Below are 18,801 nucleotides of genomic sequence, written 5' to 3' on the forward strand. Positions count from 1 at the left end.
GCCACAAAGGCAGGGAGAACACTCGATGTCCGCACAGTCAAAAGCCATGAATCCGCTTTCCGTCCTGAAGAACCAACTGCGCGCCGCCTGCGCTGCCACGGCGCTGCTGCTTGGCGCCGGCAGTCTCGCCGAGGCCGCCGATCTTAACGCCCTGATCTGGTGCGATCATTCCGATCCGGCGCTGCTGCAGCCCTTCGAGGAGGCCAACAACGTCAAGGTCAATGTCAAGGAATTCGAGGGCACCGGCGCCGGCCTCGCCATCGTCGAACAGTCGCAGCCCGGTGACTGGGACGTGATGGTGATCGACAGTATCGATGTGCCGCGCGGCGTCGAAAAGGGCCTGTTCGAGCCACTGCCGGAAGACAAGCTGCCGCTGGCCGACCTGTTCCCGCAGGTGAAGATGGACGGCTCGACCGTGGTCGGCGGCAAGCGCTACGGCGTCACCGAGAAGTTTGGCTACAACACGATCGGCTTCAACAAGACCAAGGTCGACCCGGCCGACATGCAGTCCTTGGCGTCGCTGACCAGCGACAAGTATAAGGGCAAGGTCGCCATCTACGACTATTACCTGCCGGTCATCGGCATGGCAGCACTCGCCATCGGCAAGAAGACGGCGGAGCTGACCGAGGCCGACCTCCCAGCTATCAAGGCCGAGCTTCTCAAAATGAAGGCCAACGCCAAGCTGGTCGGCGAGGTCACCGCCAGCCAGACGGCGCTCGCGACCGGCGAGGTCGACATACTGGTCGGCGGCGGCGAATGGGTGACGGCGGGGCTAGCCAAGGAAAACCCGGCGCTCGACTTTTCCATTCCGAAAGAAGGTGCGGTGCTGTGGTCGCAGTCGCTGGCCATGTTCAAGGATTCCAAGAACAAGGACATGGCGCTGAAGTTCATCCAGTACATCATGAGCCCGGAAGGCCAGGCGCGGCTTGCCACCTCGTCCTGCTATTGGGGCATGCCGTCCAACTCCAAGGCGGCACTGACCGACGACCAGAAGAAGATCCTGCGCTTCGACGAGCAGCCCGGCTTCCTTGCCCGCGCCCAAGCCTATCCGGCGCCGAACGCCGATCTCGACAAGAAGATGCAGGATATGTGGACTGAAATGCTGCAGGCGAAGTGAGCGGATACCGCTCGTGAATTCGACTGCAAAAGACGGGCGCGCCCTGCCCCGGGCGGGCAATGCCCTGCCCCGAGCAAACCTGGCCCTGCCCTGGGCGCTGGTCACGCCGGCGCTTGGCTGGACGCTGCTGTTCTTCGTGCTGCCCTTCATCGCCATGGGGCTTTCCAGCCTCACGGCACATGAGGGCGGCGGCTTCACGCTCGCCAATTACAGCCAGTTCTTCACCGACCCGTCGTACTGGCAGGCCATGGTGAACTCGCTCCAGGTGACGGCGATCGTCACCGTGGTCTCGGTGCTGCTCGCCTACCCCTTCGCCTGGATCCTCGCCGAACAGGTGCCGGAACGCTGGCAGCGGCTGGCGCTGATGCTGGCCGTGCTGCCGTTCTGGACCTCCTATGTCGTGCGCTCCTACTCCTGGCTGCTGGTGCTGGCGCAGAACGGCGTCATCAACCGCGCGCTGACCGGCTCCGGCCTCATCACCGAGCCGCTGCAGCTCGCCAACACTCGGCTAGCCACGGTCACCGGCTTCGTACACTTCTTCGTCATGCTGTTGACGCTGACCATCTTCGCCAATCTGAAGCAGCTCAGCCCGAGCTACCGCAAGGCCGCGGCAGATCTCGGCGCCGGGCCGGTGCGCACCTTCCTGCATGTCGTCCTGCCGCTGACGTTGCCCGGTATCATGGTCGGCGCCTTCCTCACCTTCGTGCTGTGCATCGGCGACTACATCACGCCGCAGATCCTCGGCGGTAACAACGAGCTTCTGATGCCGCAGTTGGTGATGATGCAGATCGGCCGGCGCGGCGACTTCCCGCTCGCCTCGGCGCTGTCGATCATCCTAATGGCGGTCGTCACCGTTGCCTATCTCGCCTGCGCCCGCTGGCTGAAGATCGAGCGGGCCTGACCATGCGCCGGATTGTCCGCGTCATTTCCTGGGTCTACGCGCTTGCGGTCTATGGCTTCATCTTCCTGCCGGTGGTCGTGCTGGTGCTTTTCTCGCTGCAGGCGACGTCTTTCCCGATCCCGCCGTTCACCGGCCCGTCGCTGCGCTGGTACGAGGCCGTTCTGTCCGACACGCGACTGACCTCGGCGCTGGTCAATTCGCTGCTGGTCGCATCGATCTCGTCCCTCGCCGCGGTCACGCTGGGTTTCCTCTCGGCCTGGGGTTTCGCGCGCTTCGTGCTGCCCGGCTCGGGCCTGCTGCGCGGGCTGATCACGCTGCCGCTGACGGTCAGCTACCTGATCATCGGCATGGGGCTGCTGGTGCTGTTCAACTGGGCCGGCGTGCCGAAATCGCTGCTTGCCGCCGGCATCGGCCATGTCGTGATCAACCTGCCGCTCTGCTTTGCTATCATCTACAGCCAGATGGGCGACCACCAGATCAACATCGAGCGCGCCGCGCGCGATCTCGGCGCGCCGGAATGGAAGGTGCTGCTGCTGATCACGGTGCCGGTGATGGCGCCGGCGATCTTCGCCGGCTTCTTCCTGTCGATGACCTTCTCCTGGGATGAATTCGTGATCTCCTTCCTGCTGACGCGCTTCGACACCACGCTGCCGGTGGAAATATGGAACCTGCTGCGCTCCGGCCTCAATCCCAAGACCAATGCGGTCGGCTCGCTGGTCTTTGCCGTTTCCATCGTGCTGGTCGTAGCGTTCGAACTGACATTGTTGCGCAGGAGAAAGACATGACTGCGCCCCTGGTCGACATACGCAGCGTCTCTCACCGTTTCGGGCAGTTGGCCGTGCTGAAAAATGTCTCGCTGCAGATCGAGCCCGGCAGCTACACGATCCTGCTCGGACCGTCGGGTTCGGGCAAGACGACGCTGTTGTCCATCCTTGGCGGTTTCGTCACGCCCAGCGAAGGCAAGGTGTTCATCAGCGGCAAGGATTGCACTTCGGTGCCGCCGGCCAGGCGACCGACGACGACGGTGTTCCAGGACTATGCGCTGTTTCCGCATATGAGTGTCGGCGGCAATGTCGGCTTCGGGCTGCGCATGCAGGGCGTCGACGGCGCAACCCGTGCCGCCCGGGCGCGGGAAGCGCTGGCGCTGGTCGGGCTGGCCCCCGCCTTCGACAAGAAGCCGCACCAGCTTTCAGGCGGCCAGCGGCAGCGCGTGGCGCTGGCGCGTGCGCTGGTGATCGAGCCGGCGGTGTTGTTGCTCGACGAGCCGCTCGGCGCGCTCGACCTCAAACTGCGCCGGCAGATGCAGGACGAATTGAAGGCGATCCAGAAGCGCGTCGGCACCGCCTTCATCCATGTCACCCATGACCAGGAAGAAGCGATGGCGCTTGCCGACCACTGCGTGGTGATGAATGACGGCCGCATCGAGGACGAAGGACCGCCCGAGCGCGTCTATGCCCGGCCGGCGACGCGCTTTTCCGCCACCTTCATGGGCGAAAGCACGATCCTCGCCGGCACGGTCACCGAGGCCAAGGACAAGACAAGCACGGTCGCGACGCCTGTCGGGGCGGTTTCGCTGCGCGGTGCGTTGCCGGTGGGCTCGGCCGTTGCGCTGGCTATACGGCCGGAGCATCTGAGCCTGGGCGCCGCCTCAGGCGCCACAAGGCTGGGCACGGCCAAGGTGAGCGACGTCGTCTTCCAGGGCAGCTTCAAGCGTGTGCTCGCGATGTCCGTCGAAGACCCCTCGGTGCAGTTCATCGCCAAACTGCCCGCAGCGGCAACGCTCCAGCCGGGCGACACGGTCGCGGCTTCGTGCGATACCGACCAGATCATCCTGCTGACGGATTGAACATGGGCACGCTTGCGGTCATCGACGCACCCGACTGGTACGAGACCATCCGCATGGCCGACGGCGCGACGCTGATCCATGAGCCATGGATAAAACCGTTCTTCCGCTGCAACATGTGGCATGTGCGCGGCCGCGACCGCGATCTTCTCTTCGATACTGGGCTTGGCCATTTCAGCCTCAGGCGCCAGGTGCCGCTGGTGAGCGAGCGCAAGCTGACCTGCGTGGCCAGCCACACGCATTTCGACCATATCGGCTGCCATCACGAATTTCCCGACCGCTGCGTGCACCGTGCCGAGGCGGAAATCCTCGCCGATCCGCGCAACGAATGGACGGTGGCCGACCGCTATGCGACCGACGAGATGTTCGATGGCATCCCGAAAGGCTGGGACACCGCGCGCTACGGCATTTCAGCCGCGCCGGCCGGTCGGCTGCTCGAACATGGCGACGTTATCGATCTCGGCGACCGCGCCTTCGAGGTAATCCACACGCCGGGCCATTCTCCCGGCGGCATAGCGCTGCATGAGAAGAAAACCGGCATCCTGCTGTCCGGCGACATCGTCTATGACGGTCCGTTGATCGACGATGTCTATCACTCGGATATCCCGGACTATGTCGAGACACTCGCCGCCCTGCGCGACCTCGACGTCTCGGTCGTGCATGGCGGCCATTTCCCGAGCTTCGGCAAGGTCCGCTATCGCCAGTTGATCGATGAATACCTGGCGCGAAAACGGCAGGTCGGCTGCCATCTGCACAAGAGCCCCTGACGACCTTAACGCATCAGTTCAAAAGTGTCGCGGAAATGCCTGATGCAGCAGCAGCAGCATGGTTTTGCGCAGCACATCGGTGTCACGGCTGGAAGGGTTCAAATGGTCCCAGTACCAGGCGCCATGAACCAGATAATTCAGGCTTTCCGACAGGGTGTGTATGTCGACGCCGGTGTAACCACCGCTGCGCGAAATCTCGATCAGCAGTTCGCGTGCTTCGGCGGTGTAGGCGAGATCGCTCGGCAGGCCGATTTCATTGTAGATCTGCATGCTCTTGCGGTCGCTGGAGAACACGACGAAGACCGAAACCCATTTCGGATGCTGCCGGGCAAAGCGCTGCGCGCAGTCGACGGCGCCCAGCAATCTTTCGACCGGCGACAGTCCGGGCGCCCGCACCAAGGTAACCCACAGCTCGTCATATCGATCGCTGAGATACTGCAGGACGGCCCGGAACAGGTTTTCCTTGCTGCGAAAGTGAAAGACGACCAGCGCGTTGGACGAGCCGACATGTTCGGCGATGCGCTGCATGGTGACGCTCGCCAGGCCCTCCTCCGCGATGAGTTCGATCGTGGCGTCGATGATGCGCTGCACGCTCGCTTCGCCGCGCTCGCGCCGACGGTCCTTGGGGGGAGCATCGTTTGCCGCGCCCCTGCCCTTGGCCGTTACAACTCCGCGTTTTTCCGGCTTTGCGGTTGCCTTGCGTTGCGCCATTTTCGTCAGGCCTTTCGGACCCACGGCGGAATATCCCGCCCCTTAGTACTTCGCTCGCTCCAGAGATCACTCAGAGCGAAGGGCGTTTCCCGGCGTCTCCATACCATTGCCCCCGGGCCGTTTCATAGGCCAGCCCAGCCCGGAAGACATCGGCATCGCTATAGGTACGGCCAACGATCTGGATGCCCGTCGGCACGCCGCTGGCCGCATGGCCTGAAGGTATGGTCAGAACCGGGCAGCGACTCATCATGTTGAACGGCGTCGTCATCACCCAGCCGAGCGACGGGTTCACCTCTTTGCCATTGATCTCGACCCTGTCCCTGGTCTGGTCGAACTCCGCCGGCACCGCCGGAAGCGCGTTGGTCGGGCAGATCAGCACGTCATAGGTCTCCAGCAGTGGACCCAGCGTCTGGTACATCCTGGCCGCCACATCGAGCGTTGCGACAAAATCCGTCGCCTTGGATTTTTGTCCATCCTCGGCGAACTGCCGGGCATAGCTGGTCATGTCCTTGCCGTGCTTCCCGAGCAGTTGCGACAGCGATGCGCCGAAAAGATGCTCCAGGTAGGCCATGCCGGCCTTGAGCACATCATCCCCCCAGCGCAGATCGACCTCTTCGACCGTAGCGCCGAGCGAGCGGAACACGTCGCATGCGGCAAGTGTGTTCTTGCGCACGTCAGGGTCGACTTCAAAGGAGCCGAGATCCATGGAAAAGGCTATCCTCCAACCCTTGATCGGCTTGTAGTCGAGCGGCAGACGCAGCTTCGGGCGCAGCGTGGCGATATCGAGCGGGCTCGGTCCGGCCATGACGTTCTGCAGCAGGATCGCATCCCTGACGTTTCGCGCCAGCGGACCGGTGTGGCAATAGAAGTCGAGGTTGAACGGCGGTTCGTCCGGATTGCGCCCGTAAGGCGGCTTGAAGCCGACGAGGCCGCAGGCCGAGGCCGGAATGCGGATCGATCCGGCAATGTCCGAGCCGGTTGCGATCGACGACGTACCGGAGGCAAGCGTGGCCGCCGAACCGCCGGACGAACCGCCCGGCGTGAAGTCGCGGTTCCACGGGTTGCGGGTGACGCCCCAGCGCTTCGACCAGGTGTAGCCTGCACAGCTGAACTCGGGCGTCGCCGTGCGGGCATGGACGATGCCGCCGGCCTTGATGACGCGCTCGTTCATCGTCGAGGTGTGGCCGCCAATGGCGTCCTTCGACAACAGGGAGCCGTGCGAGGTTGGCTTGCCCTTGATGTAGCTCTCGTCCTTGATGCCGATCGGCAGGCCCTCGAGCGCGCCGGTGCGGGCGCCCTTGGCATATTTTGCCTCGGCCTTGGCCGCCAGCCCCATCGCTTCCTCGAAATGCGTGAAGGTGAGGCAGTTGATCGCCGATTTGGTGGCTTCGGCCCGGCGGATGGTGGCCTGCATCAAGTCGACGGGCGACAGTTTCTTCGCCTTGAACAGCCGCAGTGCCTCATGGGCCGGCATATAGCAAAGGTCGAGATCGGACATCGGAAATCTCCCCGCGATCGCGAGACCGCACTTGGCCTCAAGGGTCGGATATGAGGGTGGCCGGACCGCGCGCTGCGGTCCGGTGGCTGTTCGTCGGGTCGGCCGGCGGCGCTACTTCTGCAGGTCGGTCCAGATTTTCGTGTAGAGCGCCTGCACATCCGATGGACAGGCCGGCATGAACTGGCCCTTTGCGGCGAATTCGGCCGGAACGTTGACCTCCGGCGCGTTTTTCATGTCGTCGGGCATGAAGGCTTCCGAACCTTTTATGCCGTTCGCGTAGCGCGCAAAGGCCGAGATCATGGCAGCGTTCTTCGGGTCCATGATGAAATTCTGGAAGAGCTTGGCATTCTCGACATTCTTGGCGTCCTTGAGCACGGCGACATTGTCCATCCAGATCGGAAAGCCTTCCTTGGGATAGCCGTAGACGATCTTGTCGTTCTGCAGTCTCTGCCGCAGCGAAATGCCGTTCCAGTTGACACCGGCGGCGATGTCGCCCCTGCCCAGACCGTCGACGGCCGCGTAGTCGAGCGAAAGCCATTTCGCCTTGGCCTCGACCAGCTTGTCGTGGACCTTCTTCAGCACTTGCATGTCGTTGGTGCAGTACTGGCCGCCTTCATAGGCGATGGCGAGGAACATGATGTCCCCCATTTCGGGGACGACATTGATCTTGCCGACCAGCTCGGGCGGCGGGTCGAGGAAGAGCGCCGAGGTGTTGGGGTCGCCGGCATAGACCGACTTGTTCACCGAAATGCCTGTCGTGCCCCACTGCCACGGAACGGTATATTTGCGGCCCGGATCGAAGGGAACGTCTACCCATCTGGGATCGACGTTCTTGAAATTCTCCATCTTGTCGGGATCGGTTTCGAGCAGCAGACCTTCGCTGATCCAGATCGGCACGACGCTGGCCGAGGGCACGACGATGTCGTAGCCGGAAGCGCCTTGGCGAACCTTGGCCAATGCCGTGTCGTTGGAATCGTAGTCGGTGACGGTGACCTTGACCTTGTAGGTCTCCTCGAATTTCTTGATCAGGTCCGGGTTGGTGTAGTTGCCCCAGTTGTAGATGTTGAGTTCGCCATCGGCGCGGGCGACGCCGGTTACGGCGAGCAGCGACAGCCCGACGGTTGCCGCGGTCACTTTCCAGTTCATGCGAGTGCTCCCATTGTTGGGACCGGCAGCGTATCGCCTCAGGTCCATTTCCTGCTGATGAACAAGCCTGATGACGCCTTCGCCCCGATTGCGGGCTGGATGGCCGTCACGATATTCCCCTTTTCGCGGCCATTCACCGGCGCATGCCGGCTGGCCAACTCTTAACACCAGGAATAATTATAACTAACCATACAGTCAATATGTTTTCACAGCCTTTGCCAGTGCGGCCGGCTTCATCGGCGTGCGCGGCCGCTGCCTTCCCGAGCGATTTCCAAAGGGACGTCAGCGACTGGAGGACGGGCCGGCTTGCCCTGGTGAGACCATGCAAGGCGCCGGCAGGCGCTGCCACGAAGTCCGCGACCCGACAGACCTTGCCTGGACGCCCGACGGCGATGCCAACCTTCAGGTTGTGACGGGTGAAAGCGAGATCGTATAGTGCGGTGGTGTCGACGCCTTCCGGCCTCTCCTCCACTGCTTCAACCGATCTCTCAGGCGGATCGGAGGCTTCTCGTAGATCGGAGGAACAAGGCCAGTGAGATCATAGTAGCCATCGAGGATGTTGGTACGCAGCAATTGGCGTTCCTGCGGATAGAAGCTGAAATGCGCCACGATCAGGTCACCAAATATCTTGCCCGGCCGGTCCAGTCTGGTGGGCAAGGTCGCCGAAAGCCACTCCTCCTCATCACCCGACGGCGGATGGAAACTCTCTCCCAGGCTGACGATATCCGATCCGAAAAAGCCGAGCGCGTTGATCGAAAAGCGCGACAGCCTGATCTCCCTGTCCGGCACGCGGAAGTCATCAAGCCGGTTGGCGCGGACGGCGTCGATGAAGACCGGATGAAGCGCCTGTGGAAAGCTGGCATGAGCCCAGGAGAATTCGCATGACGCCTGGCAAGTCAGCGGCCCGTCCACCAGGACCCTGGAAAGCTGCTTGATCAGTGAATTGCAGATGGCGTTGTTGATGATCAGCGGCGCGTACCAGATGGCCGATCCTCTCTCGGCCATGACCCTCGTCATGAACTTTTGAAAGAAGCCATCCTCGACAAAAACCACATCGTCGTCGAGGCGCAGGTAGAAAGCCTCGGCATCATCGCAGAAGCGATAGAAGTCACCGATGACGTTAAACCCGCCATCGGCGTGTGGAAGTTTCTTGATCCGGCATCGCGGGTCGGAGGCGGCCAGCCGTTGAAGGTAGGCGCGATCGGCTTCGTTGCGGCAATTGTCCCACAGGTGCCATTCGTGCACGTCGGGGCTTTTCAAAACGTGATGGCTGAGCAAGCGAAGATATTTCTCGCGCCCTGCCGGAGTCACAACGATCAGCTTCATGAAACGTACAATCCTGTGATGGCGGTGGTGTAGTCGGCCGATTGACCAACGATGACAAATCAGGTGGTCGAATACTGAAGTTTCTTTCAGGCTACAACAAAGCTGATGTAGCTTGCCAAAAAATATTTCCATCCATTCGGACTGCCACCTCGTGTTCCAAACACTTCAACCCATGTCGTTTTTCGCTTGTGTCGTGACCGGCGGCAGCCAATAAGGCACGGACTTCAAACGCTGGATGGATCGGCCGAATGGACAAGAACCTGCTGAGCAAAGCCGATATCCTCATCGTCGGCGCGGGATTCTACGGCGCGACGCTCGCCGAGCGTATCGCCACCCAACTCGGCCGGCGGGTGTTGGTAATCGACCGGCGCACGCATATCGGCGGCAATGCCTATACCGAGCAGGATCCCGTCACCGGCGTCGAGATCCACCGCTACGGGCCGCATCTGTTCCACACATCCAACGAGGAGGTCTGGACCTATCTGCGGGGTTTCACCGGCTTCACGTCCTATCGCCATCGCGCATTCTCGACCTATCGCGACAAGGTCTATCCGCTGCCGATCAACCTCGCCACGGTCTGCCAGTTCTTCGGCAAGCGGCTGAGCCCGGACGAGGCACGCGGCATGATCGCCGAGCAGGCTGCGGAACTTGGCGATCGCCCGCCGGCCAATCTCGAGGAGAAGGCGATCTCCCTTGTCGGCCGTCCCCTCTATGAAGCCTTCATCAAGGGCTACACCGCCAAGCAATGGCAGACGGACCCGCGCGAACTGCCGGCGCAGATCATCGCGCGCCTGCCGGTCCGCTACACGTTCGAGGACGGCTATTTCAATGACCGTTTCCAGGGCCAGCCCGTGGATGGCTACACCGCGATCTTCGAAAAGATGCTTGCACACGAGCTCATCGAAACACGACTTGGCGTCGACTTCTTCGACATCAAGCCCCTGCTGCCGAAGGACCTGCCGGTCGTCTATACCGGCCCGATCGACCGCTATTTCGACTATTGCGAGGGCGAGCTCGGCTGGCGGACCATCGATATCGATCTGGAGGTGGTGAACACACCGGATCATCAGGGCACGGCGATCATGAACTATGCCGACGAAGCCGTGCCCTACACCCGCGTGGTCGAATTCCGGCATTTCAATCCGGAACGCCAGCACGGAAGCGACAAGACACTCATCGGCCGCGAGTATTCCCGTTTCGCCGGCCGTGCCGACGAACCCTACTATCCAATCGACACACGCAAGGACCAGGCGATCTACCGCCGTTACCTCGAAAGGGCGGCGGCCGAGAAAAACCTGCATCTGGGTGGACGGCTGGGCACCTACCGGTATCTCGACATGCACCAGGCGATCGGCGCGGCCCTCAAGGCCTTCGAAACCGTCTTTGCACCCCATTTCACAGGCAAGCTCGATTCACTTCCGCGATCGGCATGATTTCACGATCGCAACGACTTCACGGTCGGAAATGACTTAATGATCGGAATGAAGGCCGTACGGCTTACAGCTCCGCCCGTTGCGGGCAAGGCATTCCGGCGGCATCGCCACAGCGAGATGCCGTGGGCACTGGTCTGTTGCTCATTTCTTCGGACTGGCGCACCAGCGCGGCGAAGACCAGCGCAAAGCTTCCCAGGATGACAAAAACGATGATCAGGCGTGCTAACGGCAATATGTCGGCCTCGTCTGTTAGCGCGCACATCCCCGAACATCAGGATATTCTCGAGGGATCATGCACACAGATCAAAAGTGCCGCAGCGTCCTTTTGATGTCCCGAGGGATCCGGCAATGCTGCGGGCGCCCCACGCCACCCATGCCGGCTAACATGATCGATCCAGCTTTACGAGAGGTTACGCCCGGCCTTAACCATCACATTCGTTGGTGCCTTGACATCAACCGCGACCGGCCCGCTTCGGCAGGCCGCGGCGCGATCGCTTTGCCGGCCGACACAACGGCTCTCTTTGCAGACCTGCCCGCCCATGCTACCCCGGCGCTGGCGCGGTCGGAACTGCCGCCAATCGGTCGCGATCGGGAAGCCATGAGCACAGCCGCCAACAGCATCGCCTTCGTCTCGTCCGACACAGCAGACGCCAAGGCGGCGCTGGAAAGCCTGTCGGCGCGCTATGGCCAATGTCCAGTCGCGGATGCCGGGGTTGTCGTGGCCTTGGGCGGCGACGGCTTCCTGTTGCAGACCTTGCGCGACACGATGGGGACGGGAAAGAAGGTGTACGGCATGAACCGTGGCACCATCGGGTTCCTGATGAACGAGTACCGTTCCGGTGGGCTCACCGAGCGCATCGTGGCAGCGGTCGCCGAGACGATCCGCCCGCTGGAGATGCTGGCCGTCACCTCGGAGGGAGAAACGGTCTCGGCTCTGGCGATCAACGAAGTGGCGCTGTGGCGCCAATCCTATCAGACGGCCAAGATTCGCATCAGCATCGATGATCAGATACGGCTTGAAGAGCTGAATTGCGATGGCGTCATGATCGCGACGCCGGCCGGATCCACGGCCTACAATCTCTCCGCGCACGGCCCGATCCTGCCGCTCGATGCGCCACTTCTGGCGCTGACCCCGGTCAGCCCGTTCCGTCCGCGCCGCTGGCGCGGTGCATTGCTCTCCAACAAGGCGACCGTGCGCTTCGACATTCTGGAGCCGGAAAAGCGGCCGGTGAACGCCGCCGCCGACCATACGGAAGTCAAGGCGGTGACCTCCGTGACGGTGCGGGAGTCGCCGACGGCGACGGCGACCTTGCTGTTCGATCCCAACCACTCCTGGAACGAGCGCATCTTGGCCGAACAGTTCCGGTATTGAGCCGGCACAGACACAAGCAGCCGGATTAAGCATCGCGATTAAGGTTACGACTTCACAATCGCGCCAATCCCGCCCGTTTCTGTTGACAAATCGCGGGCTTGCGCCTAATCGCAATACCAATCTTGCAGGCGCGTGGCGCTTGCCGCGACGAACAACGTTGCGCTTCCCCGAACCAGCCAAAGACAGCAACACTTGTCCTCAGACACCACGACCGCTCAAGAAGCGTTGACCTTTTCAGACCTCGGCCTGTCGCCGAAGGTGCTTTCCGCAGTTACCGATGCCGGCTACACGCAGCCGACTCCGATCCAGGCCGGCGCCATTCCGCACGCCTTGCTCGGCAAGGACGTGCTGGGCATTGCCCAGACCGGCACCGGTAAGACGGCTTCCTTCGTGCTGCCGATGCTGACCCGGCTGGAAAAGGGCCGCGCGCGTGCCCGCATGCCGCGCACACTGATCCTGGAACCGACGCGTGAGCTTGCCGCGCAGGTCGAGGAAAACTTCATCAAGTACGGCAAGAATCACAAGCTCAACATCGCGCTCCTGATCGGCGGCGTGTCGTTCGACGAACAGGACAAGAAGCTGGAGCGTGGCGCCGACGTGCTGATCGCGACGCCCGGCCGCCTGCTCGACCACCGCGAACGCGGCAAGCTCTTGCTCAACGGCGTCGAAATCCTCGTTATCGACGAGGCCGACCGCATGCTCGACATGGGCTTTATCCCCGATATCGAACGCATCTGCGAGATGATCCCGTTCACCCGGCAGACGCTGTTCTTCTCGGCGACGATGCCGCCGGAAATCACCAAGCTTACCGAAAAATTCCTGCACGCGCCGGTGCGCGTCGAGGTCTCCAAGGCCGCGTCGGCCGCGACCAACATCATCCAGCGGCTGGTCAAGTCGGGCTCGAAACCCTGGGACAAGCGCGAGACGCTGCGCAACCTGATCAAGGCTGAAGATGCCGAGCTGAAGAACGCCATCATCTTCTGCAACCGCAAGGTCGAGGTGTCGGAACTGTTCCGCTCGCTGCTGAAGTATGATTTCGACGCCGGTGCGCTGCATGGCGACATGGACCAGCGTGCCCGCATGCAGATGCTGGCCAATTTCCGCGATGGCAAGCTGCGCTACCTCGTCGCTTCGGATGTTGCCGCGCGCGGCCTCGACATCCCCGATGTCAGCCACGTCTTCAACTATGACGTCCCGATCCATGCCGAGGACTATGTCCACCGCATCGGCCGTACCGGCCGCGCCGGGCGCTCGGGCAAGTCCTTCACCATCGCGACCAAGTCCGACACCAAGTATATCGACGCCATCGAGCGGCTGATCGGCACCGAGATCGAGTGGCATGACGGCGATCTGTCGACGGTGGTCGCCAGCGAAGGCGAGGACGACGCGCCGCGCCGTGGCAAAGGCGCGCCGCGCCGTGCCGGCCGCAAGGATGACGACCGTAAGGACAGGGGCGAGCGTAAGGACGGGGGCGAGCGCAAGAAGGGCGGCGAACGTCGCGCCAGACACAGCGAGGAAGACGCCCCGGCCGTGGCTGCCCAGCAGCACGAGCAGTCCAATGCGGCAGAGACGCCGGTCGCCGACGTTGTCGAACGGCGCGCGCGCAAGGATGCAATCCGTTCGGAAAACACCGAGCGTAAATCCTCCGATCGCAATGAGCGCGCACCGGAGCGCGGTGATACCAGGCCGCAGCGCGGCGACAACAACCGCCCTGGCCGTCAACGCCATCAGGAAGACAACGACGCCACCGTCGGCTTCGGCGACGACATGCCGGCCTTCATGCGAATCGTCGCCAAGGTCTGATTCCCGGGCGGGCAAGCCAGCGATCCGGCTTGCCCTCGGTAGACGCACAGATGGATGTCGACAAGCCTCGGCTTGGCGTGCCTGTTACATCGGGCCCGGCATCATCTTGGTCGGTTTCTCCAGCATCGGAAACTCGGCCTTGTTGCATTTCACCTTCGGGTTCGTCGGACTGAACATGCCGTTGGGATTGTCGTTCAGCCAGGCGTGAAGGTCGTAGTGGACGAATTCCTTCGGGATGAGCGGATAGTGCCCCTCCATCGGGCCCATGAAGGTCTGGCCAAACAGCTTCGGCGGCGCTTTGACGTCCGGCGTCAGCGGCACCAGCCATTCCACACCGACCAACTTCAGGCCTTTCTTGGTCGGCTCGTAGATCAGGACGTTGGGCTTCATCGGGTCGAGTTTCTGTCCGACACTCGGGACATTGACGAAATGGATGCCCATGGCGCCCTTCGGGTAGTCCATCGAGCCCGCTATCTTTTCTCCGCTGTAGTAGACGCAGCCGACCGTCGACAGATAGAGGTCGCGGACGGCGGCGGTGTAGTCCTCATATTTGGCGAGCGATTTTTTCAAGGCATCGATGTCGGCCTTGTTGGCGTCCTCGGCCCTCGCCGCAGCGAGGCCCAGCCATACAGTTGCAATGCCTGTCAAAGCAAGGACGCCGCAGCGCCCAAGGGTGGCTGTTCTTGTCATGCATTCCTCCCAGACTTCTGATCTGGCCGTGCAAGACCGAGGCGGAAAAATGCTGATTGCGCGGCCGATTGTACCGCCTCATCCCCTCCGGAACAGGAATGACAATATTCCTTTCCATGGTCGCGGGAAAGAAATTTATTAGAAATTGCTAAAATATAGAGCGCACCCTCGCTCAAGCAAAACGGCTCCGCGTGGGAGCCGTTTCGTAGTGGCTTGCCGAACAGGTCGGGGCGCTTGCCGGACAGATCAGGTGAGCGGCGAAAGCTGTATCTCGACGCGACGGTTCTGGGCGCGGCCCTCGGACGTCGCATTGGAAGCGACCGGACGCGTCTTGCCGAAGCCGGTGACGGCGAAGCGGCGCTGATCGACGCCCTGGCCAGACAGATAATTGGCGACCGCCAGCGCACGACGCTGGGACAGATCGAAATTGTGCTGGTCGCCACCGGTCGAATCGGTGTGGCCGAAAACGTCGACCGTGGTCTGCTTGAACTTCTTCAGCACCAGCGCAACCGAGTTCAGCACCTGGTAGAAGCCCGGCTTCACCGCATCCTGATCCGAATTGAAGGTGATGTCGGACGGCATGTTGAGGATGATCTGGTCGCCGCTGCGGGTGACGCTGACGCCAGTGCCCTCGAGCTGCCGACGCAACTCCGCTTCGTTCTGATCCATCGTGGCGCCGATGGCGCCGCCGGCCAGCGCGCCGATGCCGGCGCCGATCAGCGCATTGCGACGGTCGTTGCCGCCGGCAAGCAGACCCAGGCTGGCACCCGCCAGCGCACCAAGACCGGCACCCGCGGCCGTGTTGGAAATCTTCTGGTCACCCGTATACGGATCTGTGGTGGTGCAGGCGCTCACGAGCAAAGCCGTCGCCACGACGACGAGCACGGTCTTCTTCATAGATGGTCCCTCTCCAAGTCGCGCCTTTTCGACGGCGCCAAATCAGCCCTTGCCGCGACTTGTACCATGAAATGCGGCGAAAAGCGGAACGGGAAAATCGACCGCAACGGCTTTTCCCCGGAGCCGGTCAGGTAACGAACCGTGTTGGCCGGCTACCAGAGATTCTTGCCGTCAATGACCACCACTTCGACCTTGTCGAGATCGAAATCATCGAACAACCGTGAATTGACGCTGATCTTTGGATTGTCGAAATCCGGCTCGCCGGTGGACCAGTCCGGTGTTTCGGTGAAAGTGCCGCAGCCGCAGATGGCGCAAAACCCATGTTTTACGGTTTTCGATCCCCACTGATAGAAGGAAACCTTGTTCGGCGGCGTGATGAGCTTGAACTGCGACGGGATGTAGTAGGCCCACAGCGAACCGCGCTTCGAACAGAACGAACAGGTGCATTGCGTCACCGTTTGTGGGGCCTGCGAGACCTCGAACATCGTCGCCCTGCAGTGGCAGCTTCCCTTGATGATCATGAAACATCACCTCTCCGTTGTCCGCCGCCCCTGCAAAAGGGCACCATAAAGAAGCGATGCTGACAACTGTCCGTCAGCATCGCTTGTGCCCGATCGAGCCGAGCGGCGCTCGTCTGGGTTCCGTGTCAACGTGCATAGGGGATAGGCTATAGAGCAGAAGCTGGCATATGACGCGGGTCTAAGGCTGAAAGCGGCCTCGGCCTTCACCTGCCGATATAGGCGGCCAGTTCGTCCGGCGTCCCATTTGGGAAAGCCTGTTTCAGGAAGTCCAAGAACGCCGATACGCGCGCACTGAGCAGCCGCCGAGATGGGTAGAGCGCCCATAGCGAGATCTCGGGGCCGTCGATATCCCCCCAATTCACCAGTGTGCCGTCAGCCAAATCGTGGGCCACCAAAGAAATGGGAAGCCGTCCCGCACCGACGCCGGCTCGCACCGCATCCCGGACCATGATGAGCGTTGACAGAGCGAGGAGAGGCTCGACTGTAATCGTCGAGCGGCCAGCTTGCGTCTTCACGTGCCACGTTTGCCGATCGCCCGGGCCGCGAGCAACGCCAGGAGCGGCGAGTCCATCTGTCGTGCGAGGAAGGCCGGGGCTTGCCACCACGACCAGACGGTCGCGCAGAAACGCCCGTCCGACCAGGCTTTCGTCGGGATCTGGATTGACTCGAATTGCCAGGTCATAGCCTTCCTCGATCATGTCCACATACCGATCCTCGGTCGTGATCTCGAGCCTAACCTCCGGATACTTAACGGCAAATCCCGCGGCAATCCTCCCCATTGCGGTCTGAGAAAAATGGAGAGGTGCGCTGATCCGTAATCTGCCCTTGGGTCTCTGACCGCCCGAGGCAATCGCCGCCGCCGTCTCGTCCAGTTCGGCAAGCAACGTCCCCGTTCGGTCGAAGAGGGCCCGTCCTTCCTCGGTCAGCTTCAAGTCACGCGCACCCCGTTCAAACAGGCGCAGATCAAGACTGCTTTCCAACTCTCCAACGCGCCGGGACAGCGTTGCCTTGGGCCGGCCGGTGGCCCTTGCAGCCTTGCCGAAGCCAGCATGACGGGCAACGAGATTGAAATCCGCGAGAGCAAGAAGATCCATGGCGCGTTCCACTAGTGAGACGATGCGTCTAAATTTTCCGCCTGTTGGGCGCTTTGTGAGCCACGCATATGGGAGGCGTCAAGCACCCCAACAGGAGAAATTCCATGACCATTCTCGTTACCGGCGCCACGGGCAACATTGGCCGCCAAGTCGTCGACCACCTCGTCAAGCGCGACGCCGATGTCCGTGCCCTCGTCCGCGATCCATCGAAAGCCAGCTTCCCGGCAGGCGTATCCGTCGTGCAAGGCGACTTTCTCGATGTCGATTCGCTGCGCAAAGCCATGTCCGGAGTTTCCACTCTGTTCCTCTTGAATGCCGTGGTACCGGACGAGTTCACCCAAGCCTTGGTCGCGCTGAACGTCGCCCGATCGGCCGGTATCGAGCGGATCGTCTATCTGTCGGTGATCCACGCTGACGTCTATGTGAACGTGCCACACTTCGCCGGCAAGTTCGGCGTCGAACGGATGATCGAGCAGATGGACTTCAAGGCCACGATCTTGCGCCCGGCCTACTTCATCCAGAACGATCTGATGGTCGAAGACACCATCACCGGCTACGGCACCTACCCAATGCCGATCGGCGCGAAGGGTCTTGCCATGATCGACGCCCGTGATATCGCCGAAATCGCCGCCCTTGAGCTGTTGCGCCGTGAACAGTCCGCGGAGCCGCTTGCGCTGGAGCGGATCAACCTCGTCGGTCCGCAGACACTGACCGGGACGGATATCGCCGCAATCTGGTCAGACGTGCTCGCCCGTCCGATCAACTATAGCGGCGACAACACAGAGGGCTTCGAGCAAAATCTCAAGCAGTTCTTGCCTGCCTGGATGGCCTACGACATGCGTTTGATGGGCGAGCGCTTCTTCACCGACGGGATGCTGCCGGAAGCCGGCGACGTCGAGCGCCTGACCGCGCTTCTGGGCCGCCCACTACGCCCATATCGCGACTTCGCCTCGGCACTCGCGGCTTCCGCCTGAGGCAACAGCGCCACAGGCCAGCCATTACAACCAGGGTGGAACGATGGCCGGTCTTCCGATGCATTTGTCACAACTTAAAAAGAGCGCGGCGGGACGAACAGGCAGATCGTCCTGCCGGCATCGAGACCGCCTTGATGAGCGCACCAGTGAAACTCGCCGTCAGGGCTGTCCTTGATGCGCTTGTCTGTCATGGGAACGACCTCGCCGGTGCCGGCGATCACATAGCCTTCGGGTTTCTCCAGCACTTCCCCGGTGTGTGTGGCACGACAATCATAGTTGGCACAGCAAGCGAATGGATAACTCCAGCCTTGCGGCTTTGCCGCCGTGGGCTCGGCGTCATGGGCAAAGGCAGCTGGCGTAAGTATCGCGAGCGCACCGATGGCGAGCAGGGAAAACATAAGTCGGCCAGCCGGTTGAACGGCTCTGGCCGATCGGAATGTGGCAGCAGACATGGAAACGTTCCTTTCAAACGAGCATCAAGCGTTTCGCTTGCCCGTTCCCGGAACGTGTCTTCCCAGTGGCCGGATCGTCAGGTCGCAGATATGCCGCGTCCGGCCATAAATGCTTTTTCTCTCCCAGCCTTTGGATGCTGGGCTGATTCCTTGGCAGGCGCAAGAAGTTGCTGCTATCGGCGATATCGCCGTGCAGGCGCCAACCCTCTGCCATTGCTGACGAGATTCAGGCCAGGTCCCCCTCCCGGCATACGAG

General features: G+C 61.9%; 18 protein-coding genes. 9 read left to right on the forward strand and 9 right to left on the reverse strand.

Translation table 11 applies throughout. The features are described from left to right. The first annotated feature begins 25 nt into the window (after positions 1-25). The 5 genes from X741_RS163170 to X741_RS163150 are packed head-to-tail and all read left to right on the forward strand — an operon-like array spanning position 26 to position 4,628. Positions 26-1,117, forward strand: coding sequence for a spermidine/putrescine ABC transporter substrate-binding protein (locus X741_RS163170; protein ID WP_023776173.1), 1,092 nt, complete (start codon positions 26-28; stop codon positions 1,115-1,117). Between the two features lie 13 nt (positions 1,118-1,130). Then, positions 1,131-2,018, forward strand: a complete 888-nt coding sequence (locus tag X741_RS163165; protein WP_023776174.1) for an ABC transporter permease — start codon at positions 1,131-1,133, stop codon at positions 2,016-2,018. Positions 2,019-2,020: 2 nt separating this feature from the next. Further along, positions 2,021-2,803, forward strand: coding sequence for an ABC transporter permease (locus tag X741_RS163160; protein WP_023776175.1), 783 nt, complete (start codon positions 2,021-2,023; stop codon positions 2,801-2,803). Continuing rightward, positions 2,800-3,864 (forward strand): ABC transporter ATP-binding protein, encoded by a 1,065-nt coding sequence (locus tag X741_RS163155; RefSeq protein WP_023776176.1) that lies wholly within the window; start codon positions 2,800-2,802, stop codon positions 3,862-3,864. The genes X741_RS163160 and X741_RS163155 overlap by 4 nt, the downstream gene beginning before the upstream one ends. A gap of 2 nt (positions 3,865-3,866) precedes the next feature. Further along, positions 3,867-4,628, forward strand: a complete 762-nt coding sequence (locus X741_RS163150; RefSeq protein WP_023776177.1) for an MBL fold metallo-hydrolase — start codon at positions 3,867-3,869, stop codon at positions 4,626-4,628. An 18-nt stretch (positions 4,629-4,646) separates the two neighbouring features. On the opposite strand, the gene X741_RS163145 is transcribed toward X741_RS163150, so the two are convergent. From X741_RS163145 to X741_RS163130, 4 genes are all read right to left on the reverse strand, one after another. Then, positions 4,647-5,363: a TetR/AcrR family transcriptional regulator gene (locus X741_RS163145; protein ID WP_023776178.1), complete on the reverse strand. Its 717-nt coding sequence runs from the start codon at positions 5,361-5,363 to the stop codon at positions 4,647-4,649. Positions 5,364-5,409: 46 nt separating this feature from the next. Then, positions 5,410-6,837 carry an amidase gene (locus X741_RS163140; protein ID WP_023776179.1) on the reverse strand — a complete coding sequence of 476 codons (1,428 nt, stop codon included), beginning with the start codon at positions 6,835-6,837 and terminating at the stop codon, positions 5,410-5,412. 111 nt (positions 6,838-6,948) lie between these two features. Continuing rightward, positions 6,949-7,983 (reverse strand): extracellular solute-binding protein, encoded by a 1,035-nt coding sequence (locus tag X741_RS163135; protein ID WP_023776180.1) that lies wholly within the window; start codon positions 7,981-7,983, stop codon positions 6,949-6,951. Between the two features lie 402 nt (positions 7,984-8,385). Continuing rightward, positions 8,386-9,441: a hypothetical protein gene (locus tag X741_RS163130; protein WP_245272635.1), complete on the reverse strand. Its 1,056-nt coding sequence runs from the start codon at positions 9,439-9,441 to the stop codon at positions 8,386-8,388. A gap of 116 nt (positions 9,442-9,557) precedes the next feature. On the opposite strand from X741_RS163130, the gene glf reads away from it, so the two are divergent. The 3 genes from glf to X741_RS163110 all read left to right on the forward strand — a co-directional run bounded on the left by glf (position 9,558) and on the right by X741_RS163110 (position 13,917). Continuing rightward, positions 9,558-10,742, forward strand: coding sequence for a UDP-galactopyranose mutase (gene glf / locus X741_RS163125; RefSeq protein ID WP_031249697.1), 1,185 nt, complete (start codon positions 9,558-9,560; stop codon positions 10,740-10,742). A 598-nt stretch (positions 10,743-11,340) separates the two neighbouring features. Further along, the gene (locus X741_RS163115) at positions 11,341-12,114 is read left to right on the forward strand and encodes an NAD kinase (RefSeq protein ID WP_023776185.1); all 774 of its coding nucleotides are present in this window, start codon (positions 11,341-11,343) and stop codon (positions 12,112-12,114) included. Positions 12,115-12,306: 192 nt separating this feature from the next. Next, positions 12,307-13,917, forward strand: coding sequence for a DEAD/DEAH box helicase (locus X741_RS163110; protein WP_031249699.1), 1,611 nt, complete (start codon positions 12,307-12,309; stop codon positions 13,915-13,917). Positions 13,918-14,001: 84 nt separating this feature from the next. On the opposite strand, the gene X741_RS163105 is transcribed toward X741_RS163110, so the two are convergent. The 4 genes from X741_RS163105 to X741_RS163090 all read right to left on the reverse strand — a co-directional run bounded on the left by X741_RS163105 (position 14,002) and on the right by X741_RS163090 (position 17,119). Next, positions 14,002-14,607: a hypothetical protein gene (locus X741_RS163105; protein ID WP_023776187.1), complete on the reverse strand. Its 606-nt coding sequence runs from the start codon at positions 14,605-14,607 to the stop codon at positions 14,002-14,004. A 246-nt stretch (positions 14,608-14,853) separates the two neighbouring features. Further along, positions 14,854-15,504, reverse strand: a complete 651-nt coding sequence (locus tag X741_RS163100) for an OmpA family protein (protein WP_023764311.1) — start codon at positions 15,502-15,504, stop codon at positions 14,854-14,856. A 152-nt stretch (positions 15,505-15,656) separates the two neighbouring features. Then, the gene (locus X741_RS163095) at positions 15,657-16,025 is read right to left on the reverse strand and encodes a GFA family protein (protein ID WP_023776188.1); all 369 of its coding nucleotides are present in this window, start codon (positions 16,023-16,025) and stop codon (positions 15,657-15,659) included. Between the two features lie 203 nt (positions 16,026-16,228). Continuing rightward, a complete protein-coding gene (locus X741_RS163090; protein WP_023776189.1) occupies positions 16,229-17,119 on the reverse strand; it encodes a LysR family transcriptional regulator in 891 nt (296 codons plus the stop codon). A 104-nt stretch (positions 17,120-17,223) separates the two neighbouring features. On the opposite strand from X741_RS163090, the gene X741_RS163085 reads away from it, so the two are divergent. After that, entirely contained in the window at positions 17,224-18,093 is an 870-nt protein-coding gene (locus tag X741_RS163085) for an NmrA/HSCARG family protein (protein ID WP_023776190.1), read from the forward strand. A gap of 74 nt (positions 18,094-18,167) precedes the next feature. Here the strand turns inward: X741_RS163085 and X741_RS163080 are convergent, their stop codons facing one another. Then, the gene (locus X741_RS163080) at positions 18,168-18,545 is read right to left on the reverse strand and encodes a hypothetical protein (RefSeq protein ID WP_023764307.1); all 378 of its coding nucleotides are present in this window, start codon (positions 18,543-18,545) and stop codon (positions 18,168-18,170) included. Positions 18,546-18,801: the final 256 nt, after the last annotated feature.

It is taken from the genome of Mesorhizobium sp. LNHC221B00, assembly GCF_000502935.1.
GTDB classification, from domain to species: domain Bacteria; phylum Pseudomonadota; class Alphaproteobacteria; order Rhizobiales; family Rhizobiaceae; genus Mesorhizobium; species Mesorhizobium opportunistum.

Excerpts from the sequence above, each read along its gene's own strand:
- X741_RS163160 (WP_023776175.1), top strand. The coding sequence starts at position 2,021 with ATGCGCCGGATTGTCCGCGTCATTTCCTGGGTCTACGCGCTTGCGGTC.
- X741_RS163090 (WP_023776189.1), bottom strand. The coding sequence starts at position 17,119 with ATGGATCTTCTTGCTCTCGCGGATTTCAATCTCGTTGCCCGTCATGCT.
- X741_RS163085 (WP_023776190.1), top strand. The coding sequence starts at position 17,224 with ATGACCATTCTCGTTACCGGCGCCACGGGCAACATTGGCCGCCAAGTC.
- X741_RS163105 (WP_023776187.1), bottom strand. The coding sequence starts at position 14,607 with ATGACAAGAACAGCCACCCTTGGGCGCTGCGGCGTCCTTGCTTTGACA.
- X741_RS163115 (WP_023776185.1), top strand. The coding sequence starts at position 11,341 with ATGAGCACAGCCGCCAACAGCATCGCCTTCGTCTCGTCCGACACAGCA.
- X741_RS163155 (WP_023776176.1), top strand. The coding sequence starts at position 2,800 with ATGACTGCGCCCCTGGTCGACATACGCAGCGTCTCTCACCGTTTCGGG.
- X741_RS163135 (WP_023776180.1), bottom strand. The coding sequence starts at position 7,983 with ATGAACTGGAAAGTGACCGCGGCAACCGTCGGGCTGTCGCTGCTCGCC.
- X741_RS163150 (WP_023776177.1), top strand. The coding sequence starts at position 3,867 with ATGGGCACGCTTGCGGTCATCGACGCACCCGACTGGTACGAGACCATC.
- X741_RS163130 (WP_245272635.1), bottom strand. The coding sequence starts at position 9,441 with ATGGAAATATTTTTTGGCAAGCTACATCAGCTTTGTTGTAGCCTGAAA.
- X741_RS163170 (WP_023776173.1), top strand. The coding sequence starts at position 26 with ATGTCCGCACAGTCAAAAGCCATGAATCCGCTTTCCGTCCTGAAGAAC.
- X741_RS163095 (WP_023776188.1), bottom strand. The coding sequence starts at position 16,025 with ATGATCATCAAGGGAAGCTGCCACTGCAGGGCGACGATGTTCGAGGTC.
- X741_RS163080 (WP_023764307.1), bottom strand. The coding sequence starts at position 18,545 with ATGTCTGCTGCCACATTCCGATCGGCCAGAGCCGTTCAACCGGCTGGC.
- X741_RS163100 (WP_023764311.1), bottom strand. The coding sequence starts at position 15,504 with ATGAAGAAGACCGTGCTCGTCGTCGTGGCGACGGCTTTGCTCGTGAGC.
- X741_RS163140 (WP_023776179.1), bottom strand. The coding sequence starts at position 6,837 with ATGTCCGATCTCGACCTTTGCTATATGCCGGCCCATGAGGCACTGCGG.
- glf (WP_031249697.1), top strand. The coding sequence starts at position 9,558 with ATGGACAAGAACCTGCTGAGCAAAGCCGATATCCTCATCGTCGGCGCG.